Here is a 25,671-nt window from a genome sequence, read left to right as displayed (position 1 = left end):
CGGTCATGGCGACGCTGACATGACGGCGCTCCCGCGAAGAGTGATTCGCGGGAGCGCCCCTATCGGATGACGGCTCAGACGCCCATGGACTGGGTGTCGTTGCTCTCCGCGCCGCCGGCCTCGGTGACGCCGTTCTTGAGGTGGTAGCGGGCGATGGCCTCGCGCAGCACCTCGCCGTCCAGCTCGCCCCGCTTGACCAGGCTGGTCAGCACGGCCAGCGTGATCGAGGCGGCGTCCACGTGGAAGTGGCGGCGCAGCGCCGAGCGGGTGTCGGACAGGCCGAACCCGTCGGTGCCCAGCGAGGACCAGTCACCCGGCACCCACTGCGCGATCTGGTCCTGGACGGCCTTCATGTAGTCGCTGACGCCCACGAACGGACCCTGCGCCCCGGAGAGCGCCTGGGTGACGTAGGGGACGCGCTGCTCGGCGTCGGGGTTGAGCAGGTTGTGCTCCTCGGCCGCCAGCCCGTCGCGGCGCAGCTCGGACCATGACGTCGCCGACCACACGGTCGCCGACACGCCCCAGTCCTCGGCCAGCAGCCGCTGCGCCTCCATCGCCCACGGGCCGGCCACGCCCGAGGACAGGATGTTGGCCTTCGGGCCCTGCGTCTGCGGGCCGTCGGCGAACTTGTACAGGCCCTTGAGCAGGCCCTGCACGTCGATGTCGGCCGGCTGGGCGGGCTGCAGGTAGGGCTCGTTGTAGACGGTCAGGTAGTAGAAGATGTCCTCCGGCTGGTCGCCGTACATCCTCCGCAGGCCGTCCTTGACGATGTGGGCCACCTCGAACGCCCAGGACGGGTCGTAGGAGACCGCGGCCGGGTTGGTCGAGGCGATGAGCGGCGTGTGGCCGTCCTCGTGCTGCAGGCCCTCGCCGTTGAGCGTGGTGCGGCCGGCGGTGGCGCCGAGCAGGAAGCCGCGCCCCATCTGGTCGCCCATCTGCCACATCTGGTCGCCGGTGCGCTGCCACCCGAACATCGAGTAGAAGATGTAGATCGGGATCATGTGCTCGCCGTGCGTGGCGTAGGCCGTGCCGGCCGCGATGGCGGAGGCCATCGAGCCCGACTCGCTGATGCCCTCGTGCAGGATCTGCCCCTGCACCGCCTCCTTGTACGACAGCAGCAGCTCCCTGTCGACGGCCTCGTAGGTCTGGCCGTGCGGGGAGTAGATCTTCGCCGTCGGGAACATGGCGTCGAGACCGAACGTGCGGGCCTCGTCAGGGATGATCGGCACGAACCGGTGGCCGATCTCCTTGTCGCGCATGAGGTCCTTGAGCAGGCGCACGAACGCCATCGTGGTGGCGACCTGCTGCTTGCCGGAGCCCTTGGCGAACGAGCCGTAGACCTCGTCGCCGGGCAGCTTGACCGGCTTGGCGCGCATGACGCGCTTGGGCAGCACGCCGCCCATGGCCGCGCGGCGCTCCTTCATGTACTGGATCTCGGGGTCGTTCTCGCCCGGGTGGAAGTAGGGCGGCAGGTCGCCTTCGAGAGCGGAGTCCGGGATCGGCAGGTAGAGCCGGTCGCGGAACTCCTTCAGCTCGGCCTTGGTGAGCTTCTTCATCTGGTGCGTGGCGTTGCGCGCCTCGAAGTCCTTGCCCAGTGTCCAGCCCTTGATGGTCTGGGCGAGGATCACCGTCGGCTGGCCGACGTGCTCGCGGGCCGCCTTGAAGGCCGCGTAGACCTTGCGGTAGTCGTGCCCGCCGCGCGACAGCTTGCGGATGTCGTCGTCGTTGAGGTGCTCGACCATCTTGCGCAGGCGCGGGTCGCCGCCGAAGAAGTTGTCGCGGATGTAGCCGCCGGACTCGACCGAGTAGGTCTGGAATTGGCCGTCGGGCGTCGTGTTCATCTGGTTGACCAGCACGCCGTCGACGTCGGCCGCCAGCAGCGGGTCCCAGTCGCGGCCCCACACGACCTTGATCACGTTCCAGCCGGCGCCGCGGAAGTAGGACTCCAGCTCCTGGATGATCTTGCCGTTGCCGCGTACCGGGCCGTCGAGGCGCTGCAGGTTGCAGTTGATCACGAAGGTGAGGTTGTCGAGCTCCTCACGCGAGGCCAGGCCGATCGCGCCGAGCGACTCGGGCTCGTCCATCTCGCCGTCGCCCAGGAACGCCCAGACGTGGCTGCGGCTGGTGTCCTTGATCTGCCGGTTGAGCAGGTAGCGGTTGAACCGCGCCTGGTAGATCGCGCCGATCGGGCCCAGGCCCATGGAGACCGTCGGGAACTCCCAGAAATCGGGCATGAGCCGCGGGTGCGGGTAGGAGGGCAGCCCGTGGAAACCGTGCGACAGCTCCTGGCGGAAGGCGTCGAGCTGGGCCTCGTTGAGCCGGCCCTCCAGGAAGGCGCGGGCGTAGATGCCCGGCGCGGCGTGGCCCTGGAAGAAGACCTGGTCGCCCGACTCGCCGTGGTCCTTGCCGCGGAAGAAGTGGTTGAAGCCCACCTCGTAGAGCGAGGCGGCCGAGGCGTAGGTGGCGATGTGGCCGCCCACGTTGGTGCGGGCGTTGGCCCGGGTCACCATGATGGCCGCGTTCCAGCGGATGTAGGCGCGGATGCGGCGCTCGACGTGCTCGTCGCCGGGGAACCAGGGCTCGCGCTCCGGCGGGATCGTGTTGATGTAGTCGGTGCTGCGCAGGCCCGGCACGCCGACCTGGTGCTCGCGGGCCCGCTCCAGCATGCGGAGCATCAGGTAGCGGGCTCTGGTGCGGCCTTCGGTCTTGACGACGTTGTCGAGAGACTCGAGCCACTCGTTGGTCTCGCTGGGATCGACATCAGGCAGCTGGCTGGGTAGGCCGTCGCTGATGATCGAGAATCGCTGGCGTCCGGAAGCCACTGGGTCTCGCCTTCCGAGATGGACTGATGTCTGGTCTGGGTCGCCTTCCATCCTGGTCGCTAGCCGTAGAAAACGCATCTCTACTAGCCAGTAACCAGAGTGTCCCTGCTGGCAGGGCCATCTACGATGGCCTAGACCACCGATGGTAGGACGAATTGCCCACAAAGGTTACATCCTGGGGTCAATTTAACAAGACGGGAAAACGAACGAAATTTCGCTCGAATGCCTTGACGCCCGGGATGCCGCCTCCGTAGCCGTAACCTCCCCCGAGGGGGAGGAATCTCACTCGCGGCGGGCGAGTCTAGCCGTCGTGTCCCGAGCCTGCTCGGCGCGGGCCTCAGAGTGCCTCGTCGAGCGGCACCAGGCCCTGCTGGAGCGCGTAGATCGCGGCCTGGGTGCGGTCGGCCACGCCGAGCTTGGCCAGGACGCTGGAGACGTGCGACTTGACCGTCTCCCTGCCCATGCGCAGGTCTCTGGCGATCTCGGCGTTCGAGCGCCCTCTGGCCAGCGCGGCGAGCACCTCGCGCTCTCTCGGGGTCAGCGTGTCGAGGGGCCGCCGCACCCTGCCGAGCAGCAGCGCCGCGATGCCCGGCGCCAGCACGCCGTCGCCGCGCGCGGCCGCGCGCACCGCCTCGACCAGGCGGTCGACGGCCGAGGTCTTGGAGAGGTACGACAGCGCGCCCAGCCGTACCGCCGCCACCACCCTGTCGTCCTCCTGGAACGAGCTCAGCACGATCACCGCCGGCCGCTCCTCAGGCAGCCGTTCCAGCACCCCCAGGCCGTCCACGCCGGGCATGACGAGGTCGAGCAGCATCACGTCGGGCCGCAGCGCCTCGACCGCGCGCAGCGCGCCCTCCCCGTCGCCGCTCTCGCCCACGACCTCGATGCCGTCCTCCTGATCGAGGACGAACCGCAGGCCCTGCCTGACCACCTCGTGGTCGTCCACGATGAGCACCCTGATCGTCATGCCGGCCGTACCGTCGCCGTCACCGTGGTACCCCCTTCGCCGCTGCGGACCTCCAGCCCGCCGCCGAGCTCCGTGACCCGCTCCCGCATCAGCTTCAGCCCCATTCCGTGCCGGGTGGCCGGGCCCGCCGGGTCGAAGCCGGTGCCGTCGTCGCACACCGACACGGTGACCACGCCGTCGCGGGCGCTCAGACGTACCTCGATCCTGGTGGGGTTCGCGTGCTTGACCGCGTTGCCGAGCGCCTCCTGCACCAGCCGCAGCACCGCGTGCTCGGCCTGGGGCGGCAGCGCGACCTCCGCCAGCACGGCCTCGACCGCGATGCCCAGGCGCTCCTCGTAGGCGTGGCACAGCTCGTCGAGCGCGGGCAGCAGGCCCGCGTCCTCCAGCGCCACCGGGCGCAGCTCCAGCAGCAGCGCCTGCATCTCGCGCATCGCGCGGGCGGCCGTGCGCTCCATCGACTCGGCCTGTTCCTGTACGGAGTCAGGTGCCGCCCTGCGCATGCCCGAGGCCAGCAGGCTCAGCGAGAACAGGTCCTGCGAGATCGAGTCGTGCAGCTCTCTGGCGATCCTGCCGCGCTCGGCCTGGCGCGCCTCGGCGTGCGCGGTCGCCGTGGCCGCCGCCACCGCCGCGCCGAGGCGGTCGGCCATGGCGTTGACCGACTGCTCCAGCGTGCTGACCTCGTCGGCCCCCGTGACGGGGATCCGCGGGCGGAAGTCGCCGGCCGCCACCGCCGTCGTGACGCCCGCCAGGCGGCGTACCCTGCTCGTCAGCCTGCGCGTGCTGAGCAGGCCGAACACCAGCCCGACCGGCACCACCAGCGCCAGCACCAGCGCCGCCGGCACCAGCATGGGCCACGGCGCCGGGGTGATCACGGTGCCGGCCGGCACCTGCAGGTAGACGTATCCGATCACGTCGAAGCCCGACGCCTGGTCCGGCGCCTTGACCAGCACCGGACTGAAGTGCCAGGTCGCCCGCCCCGTCCGGGTGCCGGCCTCGCGAGCGCGCTCCGGCAGGGGGACGTCCAGCGCGCCGTCGCGCCCCGGCGGGGGACGGTCCGGCATGCCGTCACGGCCCGGCAGCGGGACGTCCAGCGTGCCGCCCACCGGGTAGATCGCGGGCGCCGAGCTCGCGACGACCACGCCGGCCGTGTCGACGGTCGCCGCCAGCATGGCCAGGCCCGGCTCCCGCCTCGGCCGGGCGCCGCCCGCGACCGTACGGCCCTCCGTCGCGGCCGTCGCCGACTCCAGCAGCTCGCGCGGAGTCTGTCCGGGGGCGGCGGTGGAGATCCGGGCCAGCGCCAGATTGAGCACTTTCGTATCGTTACCCGCTTGTTCGCTCAGTACGGCCGCCAGGTCGGTGGCGTAGGCCTGCGGGAGCAGGTAGAAGCCCGCGATCACCGCCTCGACCAGGAGTACCGCGGTCGCGGTGACGAGCACGTACGAGGCGGCCATCTTGCCGCGCAGCCCCCAACGCCACATCCGCGCAGCGTAACGTTTTGGTCATCTTTCTTCCTCCCCCTCTCGGGGGAGCAAAACTTGCGAATCAGGCTTTTCGTTCGGCTCGGGGCGTACCAATGTGGGAGGTATGAATGCAGCGGTAGGCGACCGGCTCCTGGTGCACGGGAATACCGTTGGCGAAAGGGACCGGCGCGGAGAAATCATGGAGGTCCTCAGCCCGGACGGCGGGCCTCCGTACATGGTGAGGTTCGACGACGGGCACACCGGACTGGTGTTTCCCGGCCCGGATGCCGTCGTCGTGCCTAAGTAAGATTTGCCCGTGAGATCTGAAATCATCTCCGTGGCCACCGGGTCGCGAGAGACGGTGCACGACATCACGGCCGCATGCGCCGACTTCGTACGGGCGCAGGGAGACGACGGGCTGCTGCACGTGTTCGTGCCGCACGCCACGGCCGGTGTCGCCCTGCTCGAGCTTGGCTCGGGCAGCGACGACGACCTGCTGGCCGCCCTGCGCGACCTGTTGCCGGCCGACGACCGCTGGCGTCACGCGCACGGCTCGCGCGGCCACGGCAGGTCACATGTCATGCCCGCGCTGATCCCACCGTACGCCACGATCCCCGTGCTGGGCGGGCGAATGGCGCTGGGCACATGGCAGTCCGTGGCGCTCGTGGACCTGAACGTCGACAACACGCAACGCCAGGTTCGCCTGTCGTTTTTGTCTGATTGATTCTGGCCGACTACGGCCGTACCCGTGGCGACCGTTGACGACTGAGGGTCACAGCGTGTGGACTGTGCCGAAGCGATAAACCGCATAAGCGGGGCCACTCAAGCAGGAGGGATAAACGTGAGCGCGACCGCGGGTCAGGCGCAGGGCGAGCGCGGCCTGGCCGAACGACTCGGCCTCAAGCCGGGTCAGGTGGTGCAGGAGATCGGTTGGGACGAGGACGTCGACGACGAGCTTCGCGACTCCATCGAGGACCTGACCGGCAACGAGCTGCTGGACGACGGGAGTGACGACGTCGTCGACGTGGTGCTGCTGTGGTGGCGCGACGGCGACGGAGATCTCTTCGACGCCCTGACCAGCGCCATGCGAGCACTCGCCGACGGCGGCCAGATCTGGTTGCTGACTCCCAAGGCCGGGCGCGACGGCCACGTGGAGCCGAGCGACATCGGGGAGGATGCCGCTACCGCGGGTCTCTCGCAGACGAGCAGCATCTCCGCCGCACCCGACTGGTCCGGGACGAGGCTCGTCCCGCCGAAGGGCAGCCGCCGATAAGGGAGCCCGAGCGCCAGCCGTAGGGCAGGATGATGCCTGTGAACGCACATCCTGCCGAGGTCGGTGCCCTGGCTCCGGATTTCGAGCTACAGGACCAGCACGGCACTCCGGTGAGCCTCGCCCAGTTCCGGGGCACGAGGGTCGTGCTGGTCTTCTACCCGCTGGCCTTCAGCGGGGTCTGCCACGGCGAGCTGTCGGCGCTGCGCGAGCGTCCCATCGAGGGCGCGCAGGTGCTGACCGTCTCCGTGGACTCCATGTTCACGCACCGTGCGTGGGCGGATCGTGAGGGTTACACGTTCCCCCTGCTCTCCGATTTCTGGCCACACGGACAGGTCGCGCGGGCGTACGGTGTGTTCGATGAGGCGAAGGGGTTCGCTCAGCGGGGGACCTTCATCATCGACGGCGAGGGCGTGGTCCGGTGGTCGGTGGTCAATCCGATCTCTGCGGCGCGCGACATCGCCGACTACGTGAAAGCACTCGCCGATATTTCATGATCTCTTCTTGACTTCGGATTTCGGAGGGAAGGATGCCCTGCTATCGCTGCGGGGCCCGGCAGACCGACCCGGTGCGCGGCGCCAGCCCGTGGCAGCGCGGGGTGCGCAACGAGTCCCAGGTGTTGATCTGCCCGGACTGTCAACGACTGCACGACCTCGACCTGGACGCGTGCGCGACCTGCGCGTCCACGGCGCTGATCTGCCGGTTGGGCGAGGTGGAATGCCGGTCCTGCGGGGCGGTACGGCTGGCCCGCTCGTCCGACCCCCTCAGCCCCGCCGGCCCGGTGGCCTCGCCGCCAGGGCTGTCGGCTGAGGTGGAGGCGGCACTGAACCGGGTGCTCGGACGGGCCTGAGCGGCTCTGGGGGCCGTTTCGTGGGCCGGTGGCCTTCCCCTGTCGCTGTCGCGGCTGCGGGGGCTTCACGGGCGGCTTGGGGGCTCCGTGAGCCGCGGCCGCCTGGAGCACTGCGGGCTCAGGAGTGATGCAGGTGTTCGCCCACGCCCTGTGGCCTCTTCCATGAACCCGCTTCCCTTTGGGTTTCGGTCCGGCCGCCGGGGTGACCGCCTTTCCAGACATTTGCTGAGCTGCGCTATCGTCTCCTTCCGTGTCCGCTATGAGTTCGTTCGTTGTCGCGCTCGATGTCGGTGGCACGTCCATGAAGGGCGGCCTGGTCAGCGAGTCGGGTGCGGTGTTGCTGAGCGAGCGGCGTCCGACCCCCCGAGCGGAGGGCCCGGACGCGGTGGTGGCCGCCATCTCCGACTTCATCAGCCACCTGGCCGCCTCGGGCGACGGCATCCCGGCCGGCGTCGGCCTGGCCGTCCCCGGCCTGGTGTCGGAGGACTCCGCCATCTACGCGGCCAACCTGGGCTGGAGCGACGTACCGGCCACGGACTTCACTTCCCTCGACATCCCCGTCATGCTGGGGCACGACGTGCGTACCGGCGGGTTGGCGGAGAGCATCCTCGGCGCGGGCCGCGGCCTGACGGACTTCCTCTTCCTCCCCATCGGCACGGGCATAGCCGGCGCCTCGATCATCCGCGGCGAGCCGTACGGCGGCTCGTCGGGCTGGGCGGGCGAGATCGGCCACACCCCGGTCTTCCCGGACGGGGAGCAGTGCGCGTGCGGCCAGCTGGGCTGCCTGGAGACGTACGCGTCGGCGGCCTCGGTGGGGCGCCGCTACAGCGAGCGGGCGGGCGTGGAGGGCGTCAAGGCGGAGCAGGTGGTCTCGTCGGACGATCCGATCGCCATAGAGGTGTGGGACGAGGCGGTGGAGGCGCTGTCGCTGGCGCTGGCGACGTACACGCTGCTGCTGGACCCCTCGGTGATCGTCCTCGGCGGCGGCCTCGCGGAAGCGGGCCCGGCCCTGTTCGACCCGGTGCGCACCCGCCTGATCAAACGCCTGGCCTTCCGCGACGCACCCCCGCTGACGCCCGCGGCGCTGGGAGTGGACGCGGGCATGCTGGGAGCGTCCCTCCTGGGCTGGCGCGCGGCCGGCCGCCCTGAGCTGGGCCCCGGGTGGGCGCTGGATGTGCGATCGGCCCCGTTGGTGTCGTAAGGTGTAGTGCCGATCAGGGGCGGTTAGCTCAGCGGTAGAGCACTCGCCTTACAAGCGAGGGGTCACTGGTTCGAACCCAGTACCGCCCACCTGCAGAAACATCCTGTGTGCGATCTTGGAAATTGCGTCCGAGTGACTGGCTCCCGAAGATCTTGTCCATCGCCGCAGCTCCTTGCATGATCACGGGCCTGATCTGGTGCCGGTAGACCGTTTCGGTGACCACCGTGTTGGAGTGGCCGACCAGGCGCGAGATGTCCTCGATCGGGACGCCGGAGTCTGACAGCACGGACACAAAGCTGTGCCGCAGTTCGCGAGGTGACCACTCCCGTCCGGTGAGCCCGGCCGCCTCCACGACCTTCCGGAAATCGCGCCGTACGTTGTGCGCTGTGACGGGAGTGCTTCCGGTGCTCGGGCCTGGAGGCCCTGTGCTCCGGGTCGGGTTGCGTTGCCATCGATTCACCCGGGTCGCTGCCCGTGGTGGTACCCGGGTGCGGTGCAGGAGTCACTTCAGCCTGGTCTCCGCCTCCAGGTTCGCGGCCAGTTCGGTCGACGTCTCCCCACAACGGACGTTGGACAGCCCGCTCGCGCGAGGAACCAGGGTCCTGCGCATGGCCACCCAGCCTTGAGCCAGGTCCTGGATGCGCCATGCCGGGTAGTTCCTGATCAACTGCTCCAAGGTCACGCGCACGGCGGCGCCCCGGTGACCGTCGTAGAGGACGAGTGAGCCTTCCGCAGTTGCGCGTAACGCCGTGCGATGCGGTCGGCGGCCCGAGCAGGTTCGGTGAAGGGGTGCCAGGCGTAGATGACACGTTGCCGTCGCGCATCCCAGGCCGCCCGCCACCAGTACCGCCCGCCGTGACACCAGACGACCAGTCCGGCCCAGACGGACACCAGGGCCAGGCCGTAGCCGTCGTGCACGTCTACGGAGACGTTCTATGTCATACGGGTCCTCCCGGGGCTGATCGGCGAAGCTCACCACGCGGCACGTGTCGGTGCGGGCGATGCGCGCCTGTCAGCGCTGGGCGTGCTCGGGCAGGTCTATCACGCTACCGCCAGCATCCTGACCAAGGTGGGCGAGGCCGATCTCGCATGGATCGCTGCCGAGCGGGGCCTGACCTTCGCGCGGGAATCCGGCGATCAGCTCATCACGGCCTCATTGCTTCGCTGTGTCACGCACGCATTGCTGGCCAACGGTCGGTACACGGCAGCCAAGCAGCTCACCGTGGACGCCGCCGAACTGCTGTCTCCCGGCCTTCCGCTCGCCACGCCTGAACTGCTGTCGGTGTACGGAACGCTGTACCTCGCCGGGTCGATGGCGGCAGCGCGAGATGAGGACCGGGATGCGACGCGTGCGTTCCTCGCCGAAGCGAGGGAGTCGGCGGCACGGCTGGGCAGGGATGCCAACTACGTGTGGACTGCCTTCGGGCCGACGAACGTCCGCATCCACCAAGTGGCGACGGCGATCGAACTGGGAGACATCCAAGTCGCAGTGGACGTCGGGGCAAGACTGGACACCAGCGGGCTTCCGATCGAACGTCGCCGCGCTCGCCATGGTCTCGCCGTGGCGCATGCCTTCAGCCTGCGGAACCGCACCGAAGATGCTCTGACAGCACTCTTGGACGCTGAGATCATCGCGCCCGAGCAGGTGCGCATCATTACCTGAGCCGCCAGCTCACGATGTCCTGGATCAGGAGGCAGAAGGGCAAGCCCGGCTTCCAACTCGCCTCGCTCGCCCGGCGTCTGAACATCGTGTGAGAGCCGGCCTTGTGGCGTAAGGTCGAGGCCGTGAACAATCAGGAGGCCGTGCGGTTCGCTCATGCCCGCGCTGCCGCTGGAGTGCTGTTCTTCGATGATGCTGAGCGTGTGCTGCTGGTCCGGCCCACGTATAAGCCGTATCTGGACATCCCTGGTGGGTACGTCGAGCCGGGGGAGACTCCCTATGCGGCATGCGTCCGGGAGGTAAGCGAAGAGCTGGGCATCCAGCCGACCATCGGCCGTCTTCTCGTGGCCGATTGGGCACCTCTGGCGCAGGAGGGCGACAAGGTTCTGTTCGTGTTCGACGGCGGCATCCTGGACGACGAGGAGATCAAGCAGATCAGGTTCGCCGACAAGGAGCTGAGCGCCTATGAATTCCGTCGTGTTGACGAACTGGACGGCCTGATGATCGAGCGTCTCGCCCGTCGTCTCAAGGCCGCTGCCATCGCCCGTGAGCAGGGCGAGACCATCTACCTGGAGCACGGCCGGACCGTCCCCGCTGAGTGACTATCTGAGTGACAACGGCCTGGGACGAGCATGGACAGCGGGGGATCCGGGTGGAGCGTTCGCCGAGGTGAGACCTCCGCCGCTGGGACATCTGCTCACTCGACATCGGCGGCGACTGGACACGCGAGCAGGCCGTCGAAGGCGAGTATGCGGCAAGCCACCTTCATCCGGACGAAGCCATCCGTATTCTGCCGGCTCTCCATACGCAGTGGCTCCAGCGATCCGGCGCCGGCTGAGTTCGTCGAGGGGCGTCTGGCTGGTCCGAGGGGTGCCGGGGCCCGATATACAAGTTGCGCCCATATCGGGGGCCCGCAGTACGATCTGCCCCTATCCAGTCAGATCTCTTGAGGAACGGACTCCGCACGTGGCGAAGCTGAACCAGATTCTCGCCGTCGAGAAGGGCGTCAAGGCCAGCACGCAGCGCGCGGTCACCGACGCCTACCACACCATTCAGAAGAGCCCGCTCCTGTCGGGTCTGTCGCGCACGTACCAGCCGATCGACGACGAGGGCGAGCAGTTGCCGCCGGAGTCCACTCGCGTCCAGGTGAAGACCGAGCAGGTCCTCACCGACGTCGGTGCCGCGCTGACCCGGCTGTTCGACGTGACCGCGACGAAGGACTGGACGAACACGGTCGCCAAGGCCGACGTGGTGGTGGACGGGCAGACCCTCATCGAGGGTGCTCCGGTCACCTATCTGCTGTTCCTCGAGAAGCAGCTGGTGGACCTGCACACGTTCGTGTCCAAGCTGCCGACGCTCGACCCGTCGGAGACGTGGAGCGTCGACGAGAACACCGACACGTGGCGGACGGACCCGGTCAAGACGACGCGGACGAAGAAGGTGCCGCGCAACCACGTGCTGGCGGAGGCCACGGACAAGCATCCGGCGCAGGTTCAGGTCTACAACGAGGACGTCGTCGTCGGTTACTGGACGAAGATCGCCTTCTCCGGCGCGCTGCCGGCCCGGAGGGTCAACGCGCTGCTGGCCCGGGTGCAGAAGCTGCAGGACGCCGTGAAGTACGCCCGCGAAGAGGCCAACGGTGCCGTCGTCGAAGACCGCGAGGTCGGCGAGGCCGTGTTCCGTTATCTGTTCGCCTAACCTGGAGACTCCCCGTTTGAGCGCGGGGTGCGCGTAAAGCGCGAAGCTGAAGCTCAGGCTGAAGCTGACGAACGGTCACAGTGGGGGTTCGAAACCCTCCCGGGGCATTCCGGGCCCCGGTAGCCCAAGTGGTAGAGGCAGCCGATCAGACTCAGATTCTCGCTCGAGACTCAGCATTGACCGCCGGTGCCAGATCAACCGAGGGTGGACTTTGATTGTTGAGATGCCGGTTCGAATCCGGCCCGCGGCTCTTCGTGCCGCGGTGGCTCAATGGCAGAGCACACGTCGTGAGGACTGATCCGCCCTCTTAAACGCCGCTGGCGCCGTACATGGCGGCAACCATCAAGGCCCCCCGGCTTGGGTAGTCCGGGGGGCCGCTGCCATTTCACCCGCTTTACCGGGGGCCCTTTTTCTTGCGGCCGGCCGGTGCGGCGCGGCGGCCGGAGCCGCCCTGTGCGGGTTTCGGTGCCTGGCGCTGTGCCGGTTTTTTAGGGGCGGGAGCGGCGGGGGTGCGGCCCCTTGAGCTGTTCGCCGTCCGGCCGCGGACGATGCCGATGAAGTCTTCCATCAGGTCGGTGGTCGCGGCCGTGGGCCAGGCCAGCGCGACCTGAGACTGTGGCGCGTCCGTCACCGGCCGGTAGGTGAGATCCTTGCGGTGGTGGAGGCGGGCCAGGGACTGCGGAACCAGGAGCAGCCCGCTGCCGGCCGCCACCAGCTCGACCGCCTCCGCCGTGGTGGCCGGGCGGGTGAACGCGGGCAGCCCGGGCCGGTCCGTCCACTCGATGGTGTCGTCCAGCGGATGGAACACCTCGTCGTCGGCCAGGTCGGCGGGGGACACCTCGTCGGCGGCGGCCACCGCGTGGTCCTTGGGCACCATGACCACCGTGGTCTCCACGTAGAGCGGGATCACGCTGAGCCCGTCGCGGTCGATCGGCAGCCGGACGAACGCGGCGTCGGCGCCGCCGTCCCGCAGGAGCCCCACCGCTTCAAGAGTGGGAGCCGTGACCAGGGTGAGCGGCACGTCCGGCAGCCTCTCGGTCCAGACGTTGACCCATTTCGCGGGGGTCACCCCGGGTGCGTACGCCAGCCGGAACGCCTTGCCGGTCTCTCCATCAGTCACCCGCTCAGGGTACCGATGTCCTGGGAACCCGTTGCGACTGACTACGCTTGACGCCATGACCTCGCCCAAGCCGAAGAGCGTCCAGACGATGAAGCCCGAGACCGCGGCCAAGAAGCTGGGTGTGCTCTTCTCGGCCACTCCCGCCGAGTTCCAGGCGGGTGTCGTCTCCAGGGACGAGCTGAACAAGTTGCAGTCGGCGCCGCCCGCCTGGCTCGCCGACCTGCGCCGCAACGGCCCGCACCCCAGGCAGGTCATCGCCGCGAAGCTCGGGATCTCCACGTCCGGCCTGGCCAGAGGCGGGATCACCGAAGCGCTCACCACCGCCGAGATCGACGCCCTGAAGGCGGAGAACCCGGAGTGGCTGGAGCGCGAGCGGTCCATTCAGGCCGACGTCCGTAAGGAAGCGGTCCGGCTCAAGCAACGCTGATCAGACGGCTTCCCGGGATTGTCCCGGCGGTCGCTCAAGGTGTGCGGCGGGGAGTCATTGCCAGGAACAGCAGGCGGGAGATTCGCTTGGTGGTCAGCGTGTACATCCCGAGTGCGGCGACGATGCGCCCAAGCGCTGACAATGCTGCCCACCCCACTGTGAGGGCCACTTCAGTCAGCTCCTTGGCGGCTGGCGAAGGGTATTACGGGCGGAGACCGTCAGAACGAGCATCCAGACGCTGCCGCCCAGCATGCAGGCGGATCCCAGCAGGCCCACAGCCAGGGATGCCAGGGCAGAGCCGCTCGTCAGCAGCGAGTTCAAGGCGTTGACCGCGACGCCGATGCCGACGAGGATCAGCGCGGCGCCGGCGGGGCGAGGTCGGGGCGAAGGTTGCCTGCGGGTGAGCAGGCGCGGGACCTGGCCGGCCGCCACCGTGTAGACGCCGAGCGCGAGGCACACGCATGCCGTGGCCAACCCGACCAGGTGAAACGGGGAAAGGTCCATGGGTGTCTGCTCTTCCGTCGCTGAGATGGCGAGGATCAAGCTAACGCTTTTTTCTGGCGCGTGTGACATGGCGGAAAGGCGACCCGCCGGGGACGGCGAGAATTCCGTTCGTGTCGATGTTTCCGGCGAACCAGACCTCGTCCTTGATTCCGGGGCCCGGCACGGGAAAGGAGCACTGGCTCTGGCCGTCCGGCTTGAGGAGGACGAGGCGGCTGTCAGAGCTCCAGCGGCGGCCGCCGGCGCGTTTGCCGCTCGCCGCGACCACGCGGACCTTCTCGACCCGGCAGGGTCAGACCTCCCACGGGCTGGACCGGAGAATGCGCGATTCCGTACGGCGGGCCCGTTGCCAGGCCGCGACGACGCCGAACGTGATCACTGTCACGACGGCCAGCAGCACGCCCAGGAAGCCCGCCGGGCCCTCCTGAGGGAGCAGCCAGGCCGTGAGGCAGAGTTGTACGGCCAGCACCGGTATGCCCCAGCGCAGGCCCGTTCTCGCCTGTCCGCGTGCGGTGTCCAGCACCTCGGGGGTGGTCTGTGCGGCGGTGCCGGGGAGGATCCGATGGCCGTAGTCGTGAGCGGTCATGTCCGTTAGGGGATCACGAGGGGTTCGCCGTTGGCCAGGACGTTCTTGAGCACCAGATCCTCGACGTGCTCGACCACGACGGGCGTCGCGGTCGTGCCGAAGTTCACGTCGGTCAGGGTGACGCCGCGGATCGGCGCGTCGGCGTACCCGCGCAGGTTGAGCGCCCTCTTGGCGGTCTGTACGGTCACGTCCCGCACGTCGATGCCGCCCACCACGGGGTTGAAGCCGTGCCCGGGCCCTTCCTCGTAATAGAAGTTGATGTCGATGACCGACCCGCCGACCTGGCCGATTTCGAGGTCCCTGGCGTAGAAGCCCTCCACGAAGCCGCCGCGCACCGAGTTCGTCTTGAAGCGCAGGGCGATGTCGAGGTTGGGGCTGGACATCGCGCAGTCCCTGATGAAGACCTCGCGCACGCCGCCGGACATCTCGCTGCCGACCGTCATGCCGCCGTGCCCGTCGCGGAACGTGCAGTTCTCGACCAGGATGTGCTCGCTGGGCACGTTCACCCGCCGGCCGTCGGCGTTGCGGCCCGACTTGATGGCGATGCAGTCGTCGCCGGTGTCGAACGTGCAGCCGCGGATCACGACCATCCGGCTGGACTCGGGGTTGCAGCCGTCGTTGTTGGGGCCGTGCGTCCTGACCGTGACATTCTGGACGAGGACGTTGCGCGACAGGGTGGGGTGGATCTCCCACATCGGCGAGTTGACGATGGTGACGCCCTCGATCAGCACGTTCTCGCAGCGGTAGGGCTGGATGAAGGACGGGCGCAGATAGCCGCCCTCGCCATACCGCCGCCGGCGGACCGGCACCCCCTGCTCGGCCTGGGCGAACAGGGCGGTTCTCGCCTCCTGCTGGCGGGGTTCGCCGGGCTCCCAGCCGTGATCGCCCGAGCCCTTCCACGGCCACCAGTGGTCGTCGTCGGCCTGCCCGTCGAGTACGCCGGAGCCGGTCACCGCGACGTCGCGGCTGCCGTACGCGTAGATCAGCGGGGAGTAGTTGTAGAGCTCGACGCCCTCGAACCGGGTCAGCACCAGCGGGAGGTAGGCCTTCGGGTCGGTGCTGAACAGCAGCGTCGCGCCCGCGGTGACGTGCAGGTCCACGTGGCTCAGCAGATGAACGGCACCCGTCAGGTACCGGCCCTCCGGCACGTCCACATGCCCGCCGCCCGCGTGGTGGCAGGCCCTGATCGCGGCGCGGATGGCCGCCGTGCAGTCGGTCACCCCGTCCCCGGCCGCGCCGAAGTCCCTGATGTCGAAGCGGCGGCGCGGGAACCGCGGGCCGCGTACGCGCGCCGCGATGTGATCGGCCCGCGCCCACGGGTCGGTCGCCTTGAGAGAGTCGGGAAGGTTGAGGGCGAGGGCGGACATCGCCATGGCGCGCATGGCGTTGCGGCGGCTTAACATGAGCGGCTCCCTACCGGCTCGGGACGCCCGGATCATATGCCGACCCGTTGTAGTGATCTAGCCGTGGCGGCCACATCGGGCCAGGAGAAGGGCGGCAACCGGTTGCAGAAAGGCTGGAGTCGCCTCTGCGTGAGGCGGCTCCAGCCGATCGAGCCGATCAGTGGCCGTCACCAACCTCCGTGTCCGCCGCCTCCGTGGCCGTTGTCCCAGCGACACCAGACGCGGTGCCATTCGCCGCCCCACTTGCAGTACTTGCAGCCGTGCCGCCACCTGCACTTCGCCGCCGTGTCCTGAACGAGGGTGCCCGTGGCGGCCGAGGTGACGCACGGTGTGCCGTTGGCCGCGGCGGACGCCGGTGTGCTCATGGATCCGGCGCCGACGAGTGTGGAAGCCACCAGAGTGGCGGCGACGAGGAGTCTTCTGAACATGCGAGATCACTCCACTTGCCGTGATGAGATCGCCCGGCCTTGTCGGAACCGCCGGCCGGGGCGTGGCGGAGTGTCGCTTCGGCGCCCTCGGGAGACGCCCTGCGGCGCTCCGAATCAGACCCACCCTAAGCACGGCGGCGCGCCGCGGTCATCCGGAAGCAAGCAAAACTCATTTGCCGTGATTTCACTAAATAACCGTCAATGTGCTTCCGCCGCTGGAAATGCGAAGGGATCGGGAAGAAAGCCCAGGGCGAGGGCCGGGTTGTTGACCGTTTCCTCACTTGTCGCGCCTCCACAGGCTGCCCGTCCGCAGGTCGAGGTGGTGAACGCGTTCGTCATCGCCGATCTCGATCAGGAAAGGGCCACGTTTCGACCAGCCCAGGCCGCTCCCGAGCCAGTCGTCGGCGCCCAGCTTGGGCGTGAGCCTGGCCACCCGCTTGCCGGACTCCGGCAGGTAGGTGTCGACCTGGTTCTCCCTGGCCCGGATGACGACGAGCAGACCGCCGTCCGGGCGGAGGTGGTAGGTGTCCTCCAGCGCGTCCTCCGCGAACTTTCTCAGGGTCAGGCTCATCCGTTCCCTGCCCTTGTGGTCGAGTACGAGGACCTCGGAGTCGGTCGTGGCCACGATCCCGTTGCGGCTGAGGTCGTGGACTTTACGGGCGCCGGGGATCGGCAGCGTGCTCCAGTCCTTGGTGTCGACGATCCGTACGTCGTCCCCGGCCAGGGCGAGATATCTGTTCTGCCTGGTGAACGTGACCGTGGGCAGGCCGGTGTCCGGCAGGCGGCCGGTGAGGGGGTGGGTGCCCTCGGCGTTCTGATAGACCAGGCGGCGGTCCTTCGCGTGCAGGTACACGACGGCTTTTCTGTCGGGGCTGAGCACGAAGGGCGCGTGCTGCGGCGCTCCGCCCGTTCTGACGATGTACGGGGCGGCCTGCGGAAACGGATTCTCGTTGACCAGCCACGTGCGGCAGGGTGCGTCCACCTGGTCCATCCAGGGGCAGGTGGGAGCCTCGATGTCGTCGGCCGTCTGGAACTCGGCCGCGTATTCGCCCCCCATCCGGGGCATCGTGTACTCCGGCGTTTCGGGAAGCGGCGCGCGGCCGGGAACGAGGAGCGCGGCCGACAGCGCTATCGCGCTTGCCGCCAGGTAGACGTTCCGGGTCGACAGATCGCGAATCGCGGAGGAGGCGCCGGCGCCGAGATTTCGGGCGGAGAAGGGCACGGCGGCCGCCACGACAATCACGATGGCGGCATGAACGAGAAACGCCGGAGTGACGCCTTCATCCGCGACCAGAATGTTTCCCGTTACCGCGGCGACACCCAAAGTGAGCAGCCAGGCGCCACGATAGACGCGCGCCTCGGCGGAAATACGGAATGGCGCGAGCGGAAAGCGGACGTCGCGAAGGACGAAACCGACGCACCAGCCGAGCACCAGGTAGAACGGGTCATTGGTGAAGCCCGCCAGCGGGGCCGCGACCAGGAGGGCAGCCAACCGCCAGCGGCGCAGGCCGGTGACATGGTCGATGACCTGACGGGCATTGTCCGGCGTGATGGTGAGGCCGTTCGATTTGGCGAATCGATTGAGCCGTTCCCGCGTGACCGGTGCCGCCGCCGGCACTACGGTGATCGCCGCAATTGCCCAGAGAATCATCGGGGGTACTGTCACGAGGTGCCACCATATATGGTGCTGGATCATGGATCCGGATGACTTATGGCAGCAATTTGGCATCACCAGTCGAATTGCGCAGCGCCGGCGGATACGCGCCATGGTGTGGAGTTGTGTGGCGCTGGTCTTCGCCGCGATGACGCTGTGGGTGACGGGGGCGACGGCTCCACAACTCCGCTGGGGCGTCGGGAGTTTCGGCGTGTACGCTTTCGTGGATGACGATGGGGTGCTCTCCAGCCATCTCTTCATCGAGGCGGAGAACCTGACGATGGTCTCCGTCATCCTCGCCGGACTTTCCATGGACATCCCGGGTGTTCGCCTCCTGCCCGTGAGCAAGGACGAACGGGCCGAGATCACCGTGGGAGCCGGTGAGTCCGAGACGTTCGAGAGGCGCCTGGTCATCACCGACTGCGCGGCGGTGCCGCATGAGCCGCGACCCGTTCGCTTCACGTACCGGACCTGGCTGGCCTCAGGGGAGTCGGAGGTGACGATGGACTCCTGGCCCGAGCGGCCCGAGCGGCCCGAGCGGCCCGAGCGGCCCGAGCGGCCCGAGCGGCCGGAGCGGCCGGAGCGACTGGAGGGATCGGGGCAGGAGGACGAGGACATCCTGGTCGCCTGGCAGCGGGCTCTGGCGAACAAGGTCTGCGACGACGCGTTGCGATCACGGTGAACGCCTACGGCAAGATCGCCACCGGCTTCGTGTTCGCCTTCGGGTCGTTCAACGTCAACGGCTTCGACCTGCTGCTCGACCCGGTCGGATGGGGTCTGTGCGTGTCGGGGCTGGACGGGCTGGGGCGGTCCATGGGCGAGGCCGCCTACCGGGCCAGGTCCGCCGCCGTCCTGATGGTCTTCGTCTCGATCTTCGAGCTCCTGGGCTTCTTCACGCGTTCGGATGAAGACGAGGGGCGCATCTCGTACGTCTTCGGCGTGCTCGCGTCGGTCGCCGCCTTCGTCACCGTGTGGATGGTCGCCGGCGCCATCGTCGAACGGCTGCGCCCCCAGGGCGACCTCGCCGGTGCCGCCCTGCTCGACGTGCTGCGCTGGGCCGTGCTCGGCCTGGGGACGCTCGCCGTCCTGGCCGGGTCCGGCTATGTCGTCCTCGGCCAGGTCGCGCTCATCGCCTGGTTCGCGGCCATCGCGGCGCTGGTCATCGTGCTGTACGCGTGGGCCAGGGCGTGAATGAGTAGTGACTACTCATGACCCCTGTCCTCGCCCGGGGTGACGCTGGCTGCGTGGACGACGACTAGGAGGACGTCATGGCCAACATCACCACGCAGAACAACTGGCGCTTCTGCCGCAAATGCTTCGCCCTCTGGTTCAACGGGTTCCCGACGAACGGGACCTGTCCGGCCGGCGGAGCGCACGATGGCGGCGGGAGTTGGAACATGTACCTGGTTACCAACCCGGACGAGCGCATCTGACGCGAGACCAAGGTCCCGTCCATCCCAGCCGGGGTGGGCGGGGCTCGTCTATAAAGGGCAGGTCAATACGGGGGCTCGTCTATCCGGGGCACGGGGCGCTGGCGCCCGCGCGGATCGAGTAGAGGTTGACCTGGCGGGAGGCGGGCGGGACCACGCCTCGGCCTGCGCAGAGGGTGAAGTCGCCGGTCAGGGCGTGCAGGACCACCCGGCAGCCGGGCAGCGGGCGGTTGTCGAAGGAGCCGACGCGCTGGCCGGGGACCCTGCCGACGAAGTTGTCGCAACTGGTGTAGGAGACGTTGTTCGTCGGGCCGGTGAAGTTGGGGGCGGAGAAGAGGGTGAGCAGGCCGGGTGAGGCCGCGGCCGCCGGGGTGGCCATGAGGGCGAGTGCTGACAGCAGGGTGGCGGCCGCGCAGAGTGGACGTAACATGCTTCTCCTCGGAGAACGAAGGCCGAAAAACGCCCTCATCATCAGCGACCGTCCCCCTTCTGTAAAGATCCCGCCGGGCGGAAGCCGCCGCAACCGCCCGGCGGGGCTCAAGGACGGTCAGCCCCGGGTTTCCACCCAGACGCTGACCGTGGTGTGCGGGCTGATGCCCGTGTACGACACCGTGCCGACCGGCTGCCACGGGCCTTCGATCGGGATCAGCCCTATTTCCGGCAGGAAGTGCCGTTGCAGGACCCTGATGCGGTGTTCGCCCGTGCCGCTGGTGCACAGGCTCGTGGCCCAGCGTTCGCCGGTGCTGATCTGGTAGCCGCAATCGGCCGGTGCGGCGTAGGCGCTGGGCGCGCCCGCGACCAGGATGGCGGTGGTGAGGAGTGCGGCGCCGGCCGCCCTTGTTCTCGCGTGCATGGAGGGCTCCTTGGCGAGAATGCTTAGGAAAGTTTCCTAAAGGTAAATGGGCGGGCGGCCGGCGTCAATGGGCTACCAGCGGTCGTGGATCTGGGGCCGGATCAGGTCGTCGTAGATCGACTGGATCTCCGCCAGCGTGGCGGGCTCCAGGGGCGGCAGGGCCGCGGCGGCGGCGTTGGCCGTGGCCTGGGCCGGGTTGCGGGCGCCGGGGATCACCACCGAGACGCCCTCCTGGTCCAGGATCCAGCGCAGGGCGAACTGGGCCATGGTGACGTTTGCGGGAACCAGGGGGGCCAGGCGGCGGACCGCCTCCAGGCCGGTGGCGAAGTCGACGCCCGAGAAGGTCTCCCCGACGTCGAACGCCTCTCCGCGCCGGTTGTAGGTCCGGTGGTCGTCGGCGGCGAACGTCGTGTGCTCGTCGTACTTGCCCGACAGCAGGCCGCTGGCCAGCGGGACCCGGGCGATGATGCCCACTCCGGCGGCGCGGGCGGCCGGAAGGACCTGCTCCAGGGGCTTGAGCCGGAAGGCGTTGAGGATGATCTGGACGGTGGCCACCCCCGGGCGGGCGATGGCGGTGAGGGCCTCGTCGCAGGTCTCCACGCTGACGCCGTACGCGGCGATCTTCTTCTCGGACACCAGGGTGTCGAGCGCGTCGTAGACCGCGTCCGTCGAATAGACGGGCGCCGGCGGGCAGTGGAGCTGCACCAGGTCGAGGGTGTCCACGCCGAGGTTGCGGCGGGAACGCTCGTTCCAGGCGCGGAAGTTGGACATGACGTAGTTCGACGGGATCTGCTCCAGGCGGCGGCCCATCTTGGTGGCCACGGTCAGCTCGGGGCGGTCCTTGGCGAAGCGGCCGACGATTTGCTCGCTGCGCCCGTCGCCGTAGACGTCGGCGGTGTCGATGAACGTGACGCCCTCGTCCACGGCGGCCCGCAGCGTGGCGGTGGCCTCGTCCTCCGTCACCTGGCCCCAGTCGGCGCCGAGCTGCCAGGCGCCCAGACCGACGACGCCGATCTCGCGTCCCGTACGTCCCAACAGGCGGTGTTCCATCACTTGACGACCTTTCGGCATGCGAAGTCCTGAGCGGCACCAACAATATTCGGATGTGGCCCGGACGGCCTTTCAGTACAGTTCGCGAGGGGGCGCGGGTCGAAGTCCGTCGGTTATGTGAGTCGCGGGTTCGAGTCCCGCCGTGCGGCTGTGGCCGGGCGTAGCTCAGTTGGCAGAGCAACAAGATCCCGGCGGGCGACCCCACATCCGCGCCCCCTTTTGTCCGCCGCGAAGGAGAACTCCATGGTCCGGGCGCGCAACGCGGCGGGCGGTGACGTCTTCGCCAAGGACCTGTGGACCAGGCTGGAGGACTTCCTCATCCTCGGCCCACGCGCGGGCGGGCTCACCCGGCAGAACGCCGGCGCGCGGATCCATCCGATGGAGGTGTTCCTCGCGCTGCGCGTGTACGGCTCGGGACGGGCCAGGGGACAGCGGTGGCGGCCGCTCCCGGCCGTCAAGGACGCGCTGGAGGAGGCGTACGAGCGCTCGTTCGGCCACGTCGAGCCGACCGGCAGGCGGCGGTGCCGTTCACGTGGGCCCAGAGCGAGGGGCTGTACGCCGACGGCGTCGTCGTCCTGACGGACAACGAGACCTGGGCCGGTGACACGCATCCGGCGCAGGCGCTCGGCCACTACCGCGAGGCGGTCAGCCCCCAGGCGGACGTCGTGGTCGTGTCGTTGACGGCCGCCGGATATTCCATCAAGGATCCTGAGGACGAACGGGTGCTCAACGTCGCCGGGATGGACGCCTCACTGCCGCTGGTCGTCAACGCCTTCATCAGGGGTCAGGGCCGCCACACGTAGGGCGTCGTGGTGGTGACCGCCTGGAGGCCGAGCCGCTGCAGGATCGGGCGGCTGTCCTCCGAGGCGTCCACCTGGAGGTGAACGACGCCCGCCGCCACCGCCAGCCGGGCCCGCGCGGCGACCAGGGCGCGGTAGATGCCGCGGCCCCGGAACTCCTTCAGCGTCGAGCCGCCCCACAGCCCGGCGAAGCCGGTGCCCGGCTTGTGCACGAGCCAGGCCGCCGACACCACCCGGTCGCCGGCCTCGGCCACCAGGATCGTGATGGCGCCGGGATCGTCGGCGACCCGCCTGATCAGGTCGTCGGCCACCCAGCTCCAGTCTTCACCCCAGACCTCCGACTCCATCGCGGCGATCGCCCGCAGGTCGTCGTCGGCGGTGACCTGGCGGATGGTCACACCCGCCGGGGGCGGGGAGCCGGAGTCGAGGTCCTTGGCCAGGCCGACCAGCACCGTCTCCGGGGTCTCGGGGACGAAACCGGCGCGGGTGAGCCGGTCAGGCAGGTCGGCGGGCAGGTCGTGGCCGCGCGTCTTCCACTCGAACGCCTCGCCGCGCGCCGCGAAGTAGGCGCACTGCCGGGCGATCAGCTCGTCGAGGTAGGCGGCCTGGAGCACGGGCGGCCCCTCCACGAAGCCCTGGTGCATGCCGGTGATCCGGAGCAGCGGCCCGTCGAGCTCATAGGAGAGCCCGCCGGGGATCAGTTCGGGAATCCACCGGCGGGTCCGGTCGTACGCCTCAAGGAGGGTTTCGTTCACGAACGGGCACTCTAGCCGAGGAACAGGTAGTCGGCGTTGTAGAGCACCGACGCCTTCGACCCTTCCACGCAGGTGCCACTGGGGGCGACGCCGCCCTTGGTGTTCAGGCGCAGGATCTGCGTCGCGTGGGCGAGCAGGCCGGCGCCCGCGCCCGCCTGGGTGGCGTCGAGGACGAGTTCGGGGATGTTGCCGTCGCCGTTCGGCGTCCTGCTGACGACCGCGCCACGGACGGCGCTGTGGTCGGGCGCGATCCACTGCGGCGGGCCGGTGACGGGCTGGACGAAGCTGTGGTCGATGCTCCGCCGCAGCTTGGCGCTGACGTCGAACTGGGTGAACGCCAGGCTCCCGCCCGGCTGCCTGGTGCAGGCGTAGATCTGTGCCCCGAGCAGCACGTCGGCTGTCAGCGCCCGGGGGTGCTTGGGCGGCACGGTGGACAGCCGCTCCCGTACGACGCCGCCTTCGAGGCTGCGCAGAACGGCGTCGAACGCCTGCGGCTGGTTGACGATGCGCTTCAGCAGCGCCTTGTCGACCGGGGCCTCACCCGCCAGTCCGGTCAGGTTCGGCTGCAGGCCGTCCGGGTCCTCGAACAGCTCCGCCGACGCGACGGCCCCGAAAGGAACGCCTTCGATATGGCCGCTGACCGGCGGCAGGACGCCCGACCAGGTGGCGGTGAAGGCCATGGACGTGGCGGACGCGGGCCGCAGCCACCAGCCGTCCAGCCGCGACGAGATCGTGGCCTGGTCGGCCCCGTGCAGCACGCCGCGCAGGTCGATGGCCCGGTTGAGCCGGTGGAACTGCCCGCGTACGGCGCCGCTCTCGAACGCGTCGTTGTGCAGGTTGGCGTAGAAGCCGTTCGGGTTCGCCACGAGGGCGGCGACCAGGGCCGGGTCGGCCTTGGCGGTGCCGGCCACGCCCAGCGCGGTCTTCGGCAGCCGCCCCTGGAGCAGGTCAAGCCGGACGTCGCCGTTCGTGCCCCTCGCGCCGAGATGGATGTGGGCGGCCTTCGGGCCGTCGATCCTGTCCCAGCGGATGGCGAACGACACGTCGTCGCCGGAGATCTTGAGCGCGACCGTGGCCAGGCCGTCCGGGTCGCCGGGAGCGCCGACCTCGTTCGCCCCGCGCAGCCCGGCCACGAGGTAGACCGGGTCCTCCACCGAAGCGGAGGTGGCGGGAAGCAGGGTCAGGCCCATCGCCGCGATGACGAGGGTGCGGATGAGCATGTCGTTCACCTTCTCAGGGAGAGAAAACCGCACCCCGCCCCCAGGGTGGTGGTGGGAGGGGCGGGGTGCGAGCCGCGTCGGCGCGGCCACCTCCCTCACGTTGCGCCCGCCCGGGAAGCCCGGCCCAGGTCCAGAGAGCGGGCATTCCGCGCGGGTAGTGGCCGGTTCCAGCCGGTTCCATCCGGGGTCAGCGGGGACAGGCTCCGTGATGCGTGGAACCCGACCTGAGCAGCAGGCGCTTGGCCAGGATCTCGGCCGCCACGTCGGCGCCCATCGCCAGCCCGTCGAAGTTGCTGAAGGAGAAGTGCAGCCCGCCGAGCACCCGCGAGCGCCCCGCGTCGGCCGCGGCGGCGGAGAAGCCGGGGAAGCTCCGCCGCCACGGCTGCCCGGTGGCCGGATCGACCGGCGCGGAGTCGGTGACCAGCGTGAACGGGATGCGGTCGGCGCAGAAGAAGCCCGCCAGGGCGGCCGCGCCCGCGCCGCTGAAGGAGCTGTGGCCGGAGATGTACTCGGGTGAGCCGCCCGGGTTGCCCGCCCGCGCGAGCCAGCCCGGCACCTGTTCGGTCTGGGCGTTCCCGTCCGTGTCCGCCTGCTGGATGGCCGCCTGGGGCCGCCAGTGGCGGTGGACGTACTTGGTCATGACCGTCGGGATCGAGGTGTCGGCCAGCGCCATGCCGAGCAGCGCGAACAGCCGCGCCTTGTCCGGCAGCGGCAGCGGCCTGGGCACGGCGAGCCCGATCTTGATCCACTCGCCGGGCGGCTGCGCGGTGCCGGTGGGCAGCGACCAGTACTGGAAGACGGCCGACTTGGCCGCGTCCGGGAGGCCGGCGTCGCCGAGCAGCCTGACCTCGGCGAACGCCGCCGCGTAGTCGAGGCTCGCGAGCGGTGGCGGGCCTTGCCCGACGTACGGGGCGGCGTCGGCGAGGCCGAACGGGGTCATGTTCCGGTACTGCACCCCCGACCACGCCTGCCCGAACACGCCCGGCCCCGAGCCCGCGGGCTGGGTCTCCACCGGCGCCGAGCCGTCGTCCAGCCGGGCCGTGTACACGTCCCCGCCCACGGTCTCGCCCCAGGCGCGGCCGGCGGTGATCCACGGCCCCGTCCCTAACCGGGCCAGGTCCGCCGTCAGCCGATCACTCAGGCTCTTCTCCTGGCGCGGGTAGAGGCGGGTGAGGACCGCGTGGGCCGCCGCCAGGGCCGCGGCCTGCTGGTCGCCCCGCGCGGGCGCGCCCTTCGCGTCGCGCAGGGCGGGCGTTCTGGACTGGCGGTCGCCGCGGGCCACGGCGATGCCGTTGACGGCGTCGTACATGCCGATGTTGACCATCGCGTACGTCCGGGCCGCGTCGGCGTCGGAGGCCCGCTCAGCACGGACGACCGCCAGTGCTTGTTCGTTCCACACCTGCACCGCGTCCACGTCGGGAACGCCGGAGGGGACGCTCGCGGGCACCCCCACGGGCACTCCCACGGGCACCCCCATGGGCGGGACCACCAGCAGCAGCGCGATGAACGTGTTCAT

General features: G+C 69.4%; 33 protein-coding genes, 1 tRNA gene and 1 pseudogene. 16 read left to right on the top strand and 19 right to left on the bottom strand.

What is annotated here, in order from left to right; all coding sequences use genetic code 11:
• Positions 1–74: 74 nt before the first annotated feature.
• The 3 genes from aceE to C4V41_RS10365 all read right to left on the bottom strand — a co-directional run bounded on the left by aceE (position 75) and on the right by C4V41_RS10365 (position 5,267).
• Complete coding sequence (gene aceE / locus C4V41_RS10375) at positions 75–2,822, bottom strand: pyruvate dehydrogenase (acetyl-transferring), homodimeric type (protein ID WP_103955527.1); 2,748 nt, start codon at positions 2,820–2,822, stop codon at positions 75–77.
• A 337-nt stretch (positions 2,823–3,159) separates the two neighbouring features.
• Entirely contained in the window at positions 3,160–3,789 is a 630-nt protein-coding gene (locus tag C4V41_RS10370) for a response regulator (protein ID WP_200823860.1), read from the bottom strand.
• Entirely contained in the window at positions 3,786–5,267 is a 1,482-nt protein-coding gene (locus C4V41_RS10365; protein WP_103955526.1) for a sensor histidine kinase, read from the bottom strand. Before C4V41_RS10365 ends, C4V41_RS10370 begins: the two co-directional genes overlap by 4 nt.
• Positions 5,268–5,373: 106 nt before the next feature.
• Here C4V41_RS10365 and C4V41_RS10360 point away from each other — a divergent pair, with 106 nt between their 5' ends.
• The 7 genes from C4V41_RS10360 to C4V41_RS10330 all read left to right on the top strand — a co-directional run bounded on the left by C4V41_RS10360 (position 5,374) and on the right by C4V41_RS10330 (position 8,659).
• Positions 5,374–5,556: a DUF1918 domain-containing protein gene (locus C4V41_RS10360; protein WP_103955525.1), complete on the top strand. Its 183-nt coding sequence runs from the start codon at positions 5,374–5,376 to the stop codon at positions 5,554–5,556.
• Between the two features lie 9 nt (positions 5,557–5,565).
• A complete protein-coding gene (locus tag C4V41_RS10355) occupies positions 5,566–5,973 on the top strand; it encodes a secondary thiamine-phosphate synthase enzyme YjbQ (protein WP_103955524.1) in 408 nt (135 codons plus the stop codon).
• A gap of 117 nt (positions 5,974–6,090) precedes the next feature.
• Positions 6,091–6,522 (top strand): DUF3052 domain-containing protein, encoded by a 432-nt coding sequence (locus C4V41_RS10350; protein WP_103955523.1) that lies wholly within the window; start codon positions 6,091–6,093, stop codon positions 6,520–6,522.
• A gap of 32 nt (positions 6,523–6,554) precedes the next feature.
• Positions 6,555–7,016, top strand: a complete 462-nt coding sequence (locus C4V41_RS10345; protein ID WP_103955732.1) for a peroxiredoxin — start codon at positions 6,555–6,557, stop codon at positions 7,014–7,016.
• 32 nt (positions 7,017–7,048) lie between these two features.
• The gene (locus C4V41_RS10340) at positions 7,049–7,369 is read left to right on the top strand and encodes a hypothetical protein (RefSeq protein WP_103955522.1); all 321 of its coding nucleotides are present in this window, start codon (positions 7,049–7,051) and stop codon (positions 7,367–7,369) included.
• Positions 7,370–7,628: 259 nt separating this feature from the next.
• On the top strand, positions 7,629–8,570 hold the full coding sequence (locus C4V41_RS10335) for an ROK family protein (protein WP_103955521.1): 942 nt from the start codon (positions 7,629–7,631) through the stop codon (positions 8,568–8,570).
• 17 nt (positions 8,571–8,587) lie between these two features.
• Positions 8,588–8,659, top strand: a tRNA-Val gene (locus C4V41_RS10330).
• 116 nt (positions 8,660–8,775) lie between these two features.
• Here the strand turns inward: C4V41_RS10330 and C4V41_RS65290 are convergent.
• From C4V41_RS65290 to C4V41_RS10315, 3 genes and pseudogenes are all read right to left on the bottom strand, one after another.
• Positions 8,776–9,030, bottom strand: a pseudogene (locus C4V41_RS65290) (tyrosine-type recombinase/integrase); the annotation flags it as partial.
• 42 nt (positions 9,031–9,072) lie between these two features.
• Complete coding sequence (locus C4V41_RS10320) at positions 9,073–9,258, bottom strand: hypothetical protein (protein WP_103955520.1); 186 nt, start codon at positions 9,256–9,258, stop codon at positions 9,073–9,075.
• Entirely contained in the window at positions 9,249–9,488 is a 240-nt protein-coding gene (locus C4V41_RS10315) for a hypothetical protein (protein WP_103955519.1), read from the bottom strand. Before C4V41_RS10315 ends, C4V41_RS10320 begins: the two co-directional genes overlap by 10 nt.
• A 106-nt stretch (positions 9,489–9,594) precedes the next feature.
• Between C4V41_RS10315 and C4V41_RS10310 the strand changes: the two genes are divergently transcribed.
• The 3 genes from C4V41_RS10310 (at position 9,595) to C4V41_RS10300 (ending at position 11,928) form a co-directional block, all read left to right on the top strand.
• Positions 9,595–10,233 carry a hypothetical protein gene (locus C4V41_RS10310; protein WP_103955518.1) on the top strand — a complete coding sequence of 213 codons (639 nt, stop codon included), beginning with the start codon at positions 9,595–9,597 and terminating at the stop codon, positions 10,231–10,233.
• Positions 10,234–10,355: 122 nt separating this feature from the next.
• The gene (locus C4V41_RS10305) at positions 10,356–10,832 is read left to right on the top strand and encodes an NUDIX domain-containing protein (RefSeq protein WP_103955731.1); all 477 of its coding nucleotides are present in this window, start codon (positions 10,356–10,358) and stop codon (positions 10,830–10,832) included.
• Positions 10,833–11,196: 364 nt separating this feature from the next.
• On the top strand, positions 11,197–11,928 hold the full coding sequence (locus C4V41_RS10300) for a DUF7873 family protein (protein WP_103955517.1): 732 nt from the start codon (positions 11,197–11,199) through the stop codon (positions 11,926–11,928).
• A 394-nt stretch (positions 11,929–12,322) separates the two neighbouring features.
• Here the strand turns inward: C4V41_RS10300 and C4V41_RS10295 are convergent, their stop codons facing one another.
• Entirely contained in the window at positions 12,323–13,048 is a 726-nt protein-coding gene (locus C4V41_RS10295) for a LysR family substrate-binding domain-containing protein (RefSeq protein WP_235030019.1), read from the bottom strand.
• A gap of 55 nt (positions 13,049–13,103) precedes the next feature.
• Here C4V41_RS10295 and C4V41_RS10290 point away from each other — a divergent pair, with 55 nt between their 5' ends.
• Positions 13,104–13,475, top strand: a complete 372-nt coding sequence (locus C4V41_RS10290) for a DUF5997 family protein (protein ID WP_103955516.1) — start codon at positions 13,104–13,106, stop codon at positions 13,473–13,475.
• Positions 13,476–13,649: 174 nt separating this feature from the next.
• Here C4V41_RS10290 and C4V41_RS10285 read toward each other — a convergent pair whose 3' ends face one another.
• The 6 genes from C4V41_RS10285 to C4V41_RS10270 form a co-directional block, all read right to left on the bottom strand.
• Positions 13,650–14,018: a hypothetical protein gene (locus tag C4V41_RS10285; protein ID WP_146103613.1), complete on the bottom strand. Its 369-nt coding sequence runs from the start codon at positions 14,016–14,018 to the stop codon at positions 13,650–13,652.
• Position 14,019: 1 nt separating this feature from the next.
• On the bottom strand, positions 14,020–14,244 hold the full coding sequence (locus C4V41_RS60650) for a hypothetical protein (protein ID WP_146103612.1): 225 nt from the start codon (positions 14,242–14,244) through the stop codon (positions 14,020–14,022).
• A 24-nt stretch (positions 14,245–14,268) separates the two neighbouring features.
• Entirely contained in the window at positions 14,269–14,562 is a 294-nt protein-coding gene (locus C4V41_RS10280) for a hypothetical protein (protein ID WP_103955514.1), read from the bottom strand.
• A 5-nt stretch (positions 14,563–14,567) separates the two neighbouring features.
• Complete coding sequence (locus C4V41_RS10275) at positions 14,568–15,965, bottom strand: glycoside hydrolase family 28 protein (RefSeq protein ID WP_103955513.1); 1,398 nt, start codon at positions 15,963–15,965, stop codon at positions 14,568–14,570.
• 167 nt (positions 15,966–16,132) lie between these two features.
• The gene (locus tag C4V41_RS60645) at positions 16,133–16,393 is read right to left on the bottom strand and encodes a hypothetical protein (protein WP_146103611.1); all 261 of its coding nucleotides are present in this window, start codon (positions 16,391–16,393) and stop codon (positions 16,133–16,135) included.
• Positions 16,394–16,670: 277 nt separating this feature from the next.
• The gene (locus C4V41_RS10270) at positions 16,671–18,161 is read right to left on the bottom strand and encodes a hypothetical protein (protein WP_146103610.1); all 1,491 of its coding nucleotides are present in this window, start codon (positions 18,159–18,161) and stop codon (positions 16,671–16,673) included.
• A 13-nt stretch (positions 18,162–18,174) separates the two neighbouring features.
• Between C4V41_RS10270 and C4V41_RS10265 the strand changes: the two genes are divergently transcribed.
• The 3 genes from C4V41_RS10265 (at position 18,175) to C4V41_RS61750 (ending at position 19,480) form a co-directional block, all read left to right on the top strand.
• Positions 18,175–18,729, top strand: a complete 555-nt coding sequence (locus C4V41_RS10265) for a hypothetical protein (RefSeq protein WP_103955511.1) — start codon at positions 18,175–18,177, stop codon at positions 18,727–18,729.
• On the top strand, positions 18,726–19,238 hold the full coding sequence (locus tag C4V41_RS10260; RefSeq protein WP_103955510.1) for a hypothetical protein: 513 nt from the start codon (positions 18,726–18,728) through the stop codon (positions 19,236–19,238). Before C4V41_RS10265 ends, C4V41_RS10260 begins: the two co-directional genes overlap by 4 nt.
• Positions 19,239–19,315: 77 nt before the next feature.
• Positions 19,316–19,480 (top strand): hypothetical protein, encoded by a 165-nt coding sequence (locus C4V41_RS61750; RefSeq protein ID WP_160150234.1) that lies wholly within the window; start codon positions 19,316–19,318, stop codon positions 19,478–19,480.
• Positions 19,481–19,559: 79 nt separating this feature from the next.
• Here C4V41_RS61750 and C4V41_RS10255 read toward each other — a convergent pair whose 3' ends face one another.
• The 3 genes from C4V41_RS10255 to C4V41_RS10245 all read right to left on the bottom strand — a co-directional run bounded on the left by C4V41_RS10255 (position 19,560) and on the right by C4V41_RS10245 (position 21,380).
• Entirely contained in the window at positions 19,560–19,907 is a 348-nt protein-coding gene (locus C4V41_RS10255) for a hypothetical protein (protein ID WP_103955509.1), read from the bottom strand.
• Between the two features lie 117 nt (positions 19,908–20,024).
• Complete coding sequence (locus C4V41_RS10250; RefSeq protein ID WP_103955508.1) at positions 20,025–20,330, bottom strand: hypothetical protein; 306 nt, start codon at positions 20,328–20,330, stop codon at positions 20,025–20,027.
• Between the two features lie 72 nt (positions 20,331–20,402).
• Positions 20,403–21,380 (bottom strand): aldo/keto reductase, encoded by a 978-nt coding sequence (locus C4V41_RS10245; protein ID WP_103955507.1) that lies wholly within the window; start codon positions 21,378–21,380, stop codon positions 20,403–20,405.
• Positions 21,381–21,623: 243 nt separating this feature from the next.
• Between C4V41_RS10245 and C4V41_RS10240 the strand changes: the two genes are divergently transcribed.
• Both C4V41_RS10240 and C4V41_RS10235 read left to right on the top strand, forming a co-directional pair.
• Entirely contained in the window at positions 21,624–21,959 is a 336-nt protein-coding gene (locus tag C4V41_RS10240) for a TROVE domain-containing protein (protein ID WP_103955506.1), read from the top strand.
• Positions 21,902–22,183 carry a hypothetical protein gene (locus tag C4V41_RS10235; protein WP_103955505.1) on the top strand — a complete coding sequence of 94 codons (282 nt, stop codon included), beginning with the start codon at positions 21,902–21,904 and terminating at the stop codon, positions 22,181–22,183. Before C4V41_RS10240 ends, C4V41_RS10235 begins: the two co-directional genes overlap by 58 nt.
• Here C4V41_RS10235 and C4V41_RS10230 read toward each other — a convergent pair.
• The 3 genes from C4V41_RS10230 to C4V41_RS10220 form a co-directional block, all read right to left on the bottom strand.
• A complete protein-coding gene (locus tag C4V41_RS10230) occupies positions 22,165–22,935 on the bottom strand; it encodes a GNAT family N-acetyltransferase (RefSeq protein WP_103955504.1) in 771 nt (256 codons plus the stop codon). The genes C4V41_RS10235 and C4V41_RS10230 overlap by 19 nt on opposite strands.
• Before the next feature lie 11 nt (positions 22,936–22,946).
• Positions 22,947–24,155: a CHRD domain-containing protein gene (locus C4V41_RS10225; RefSeq protein WP_146103609.1), complete on the bottom strand. Its 1,209-nt coding sequence runs from the start codon at positions 24,153–24,155 to the stop codon at positions 22,947–22,949.
• 187 nt (positions 24,156–24,342) lie between these two features.
• The gene (locus C4V41_RS10220) at positions 24,343–25,671 is read right to left on the bottom strand and encodes a vanadium-dependent haloperoxidase (protein WP_200823858.1); all 1,329 of its coding nucleotides are present in this window, start codon (positions 25,669–25,671) and stop codon (positions 24,343–24,345) included.

Source organism: Nonomuraea solani (genome assembly GCF_900108335.1).
In the GTDB taxonomy this organism is placed as follows: Bacteria; Actinomycetota; Actinomycetes; order Streptosporangiales; family Streptosporangiaceae; genus Nonomuraea; species Nonomuraea solani.
The sequence above is the reverse complement of the archived record's forward strand: the minus strand, read 5'-3'. Positions and strand labels throughout refer to the sequence as shown.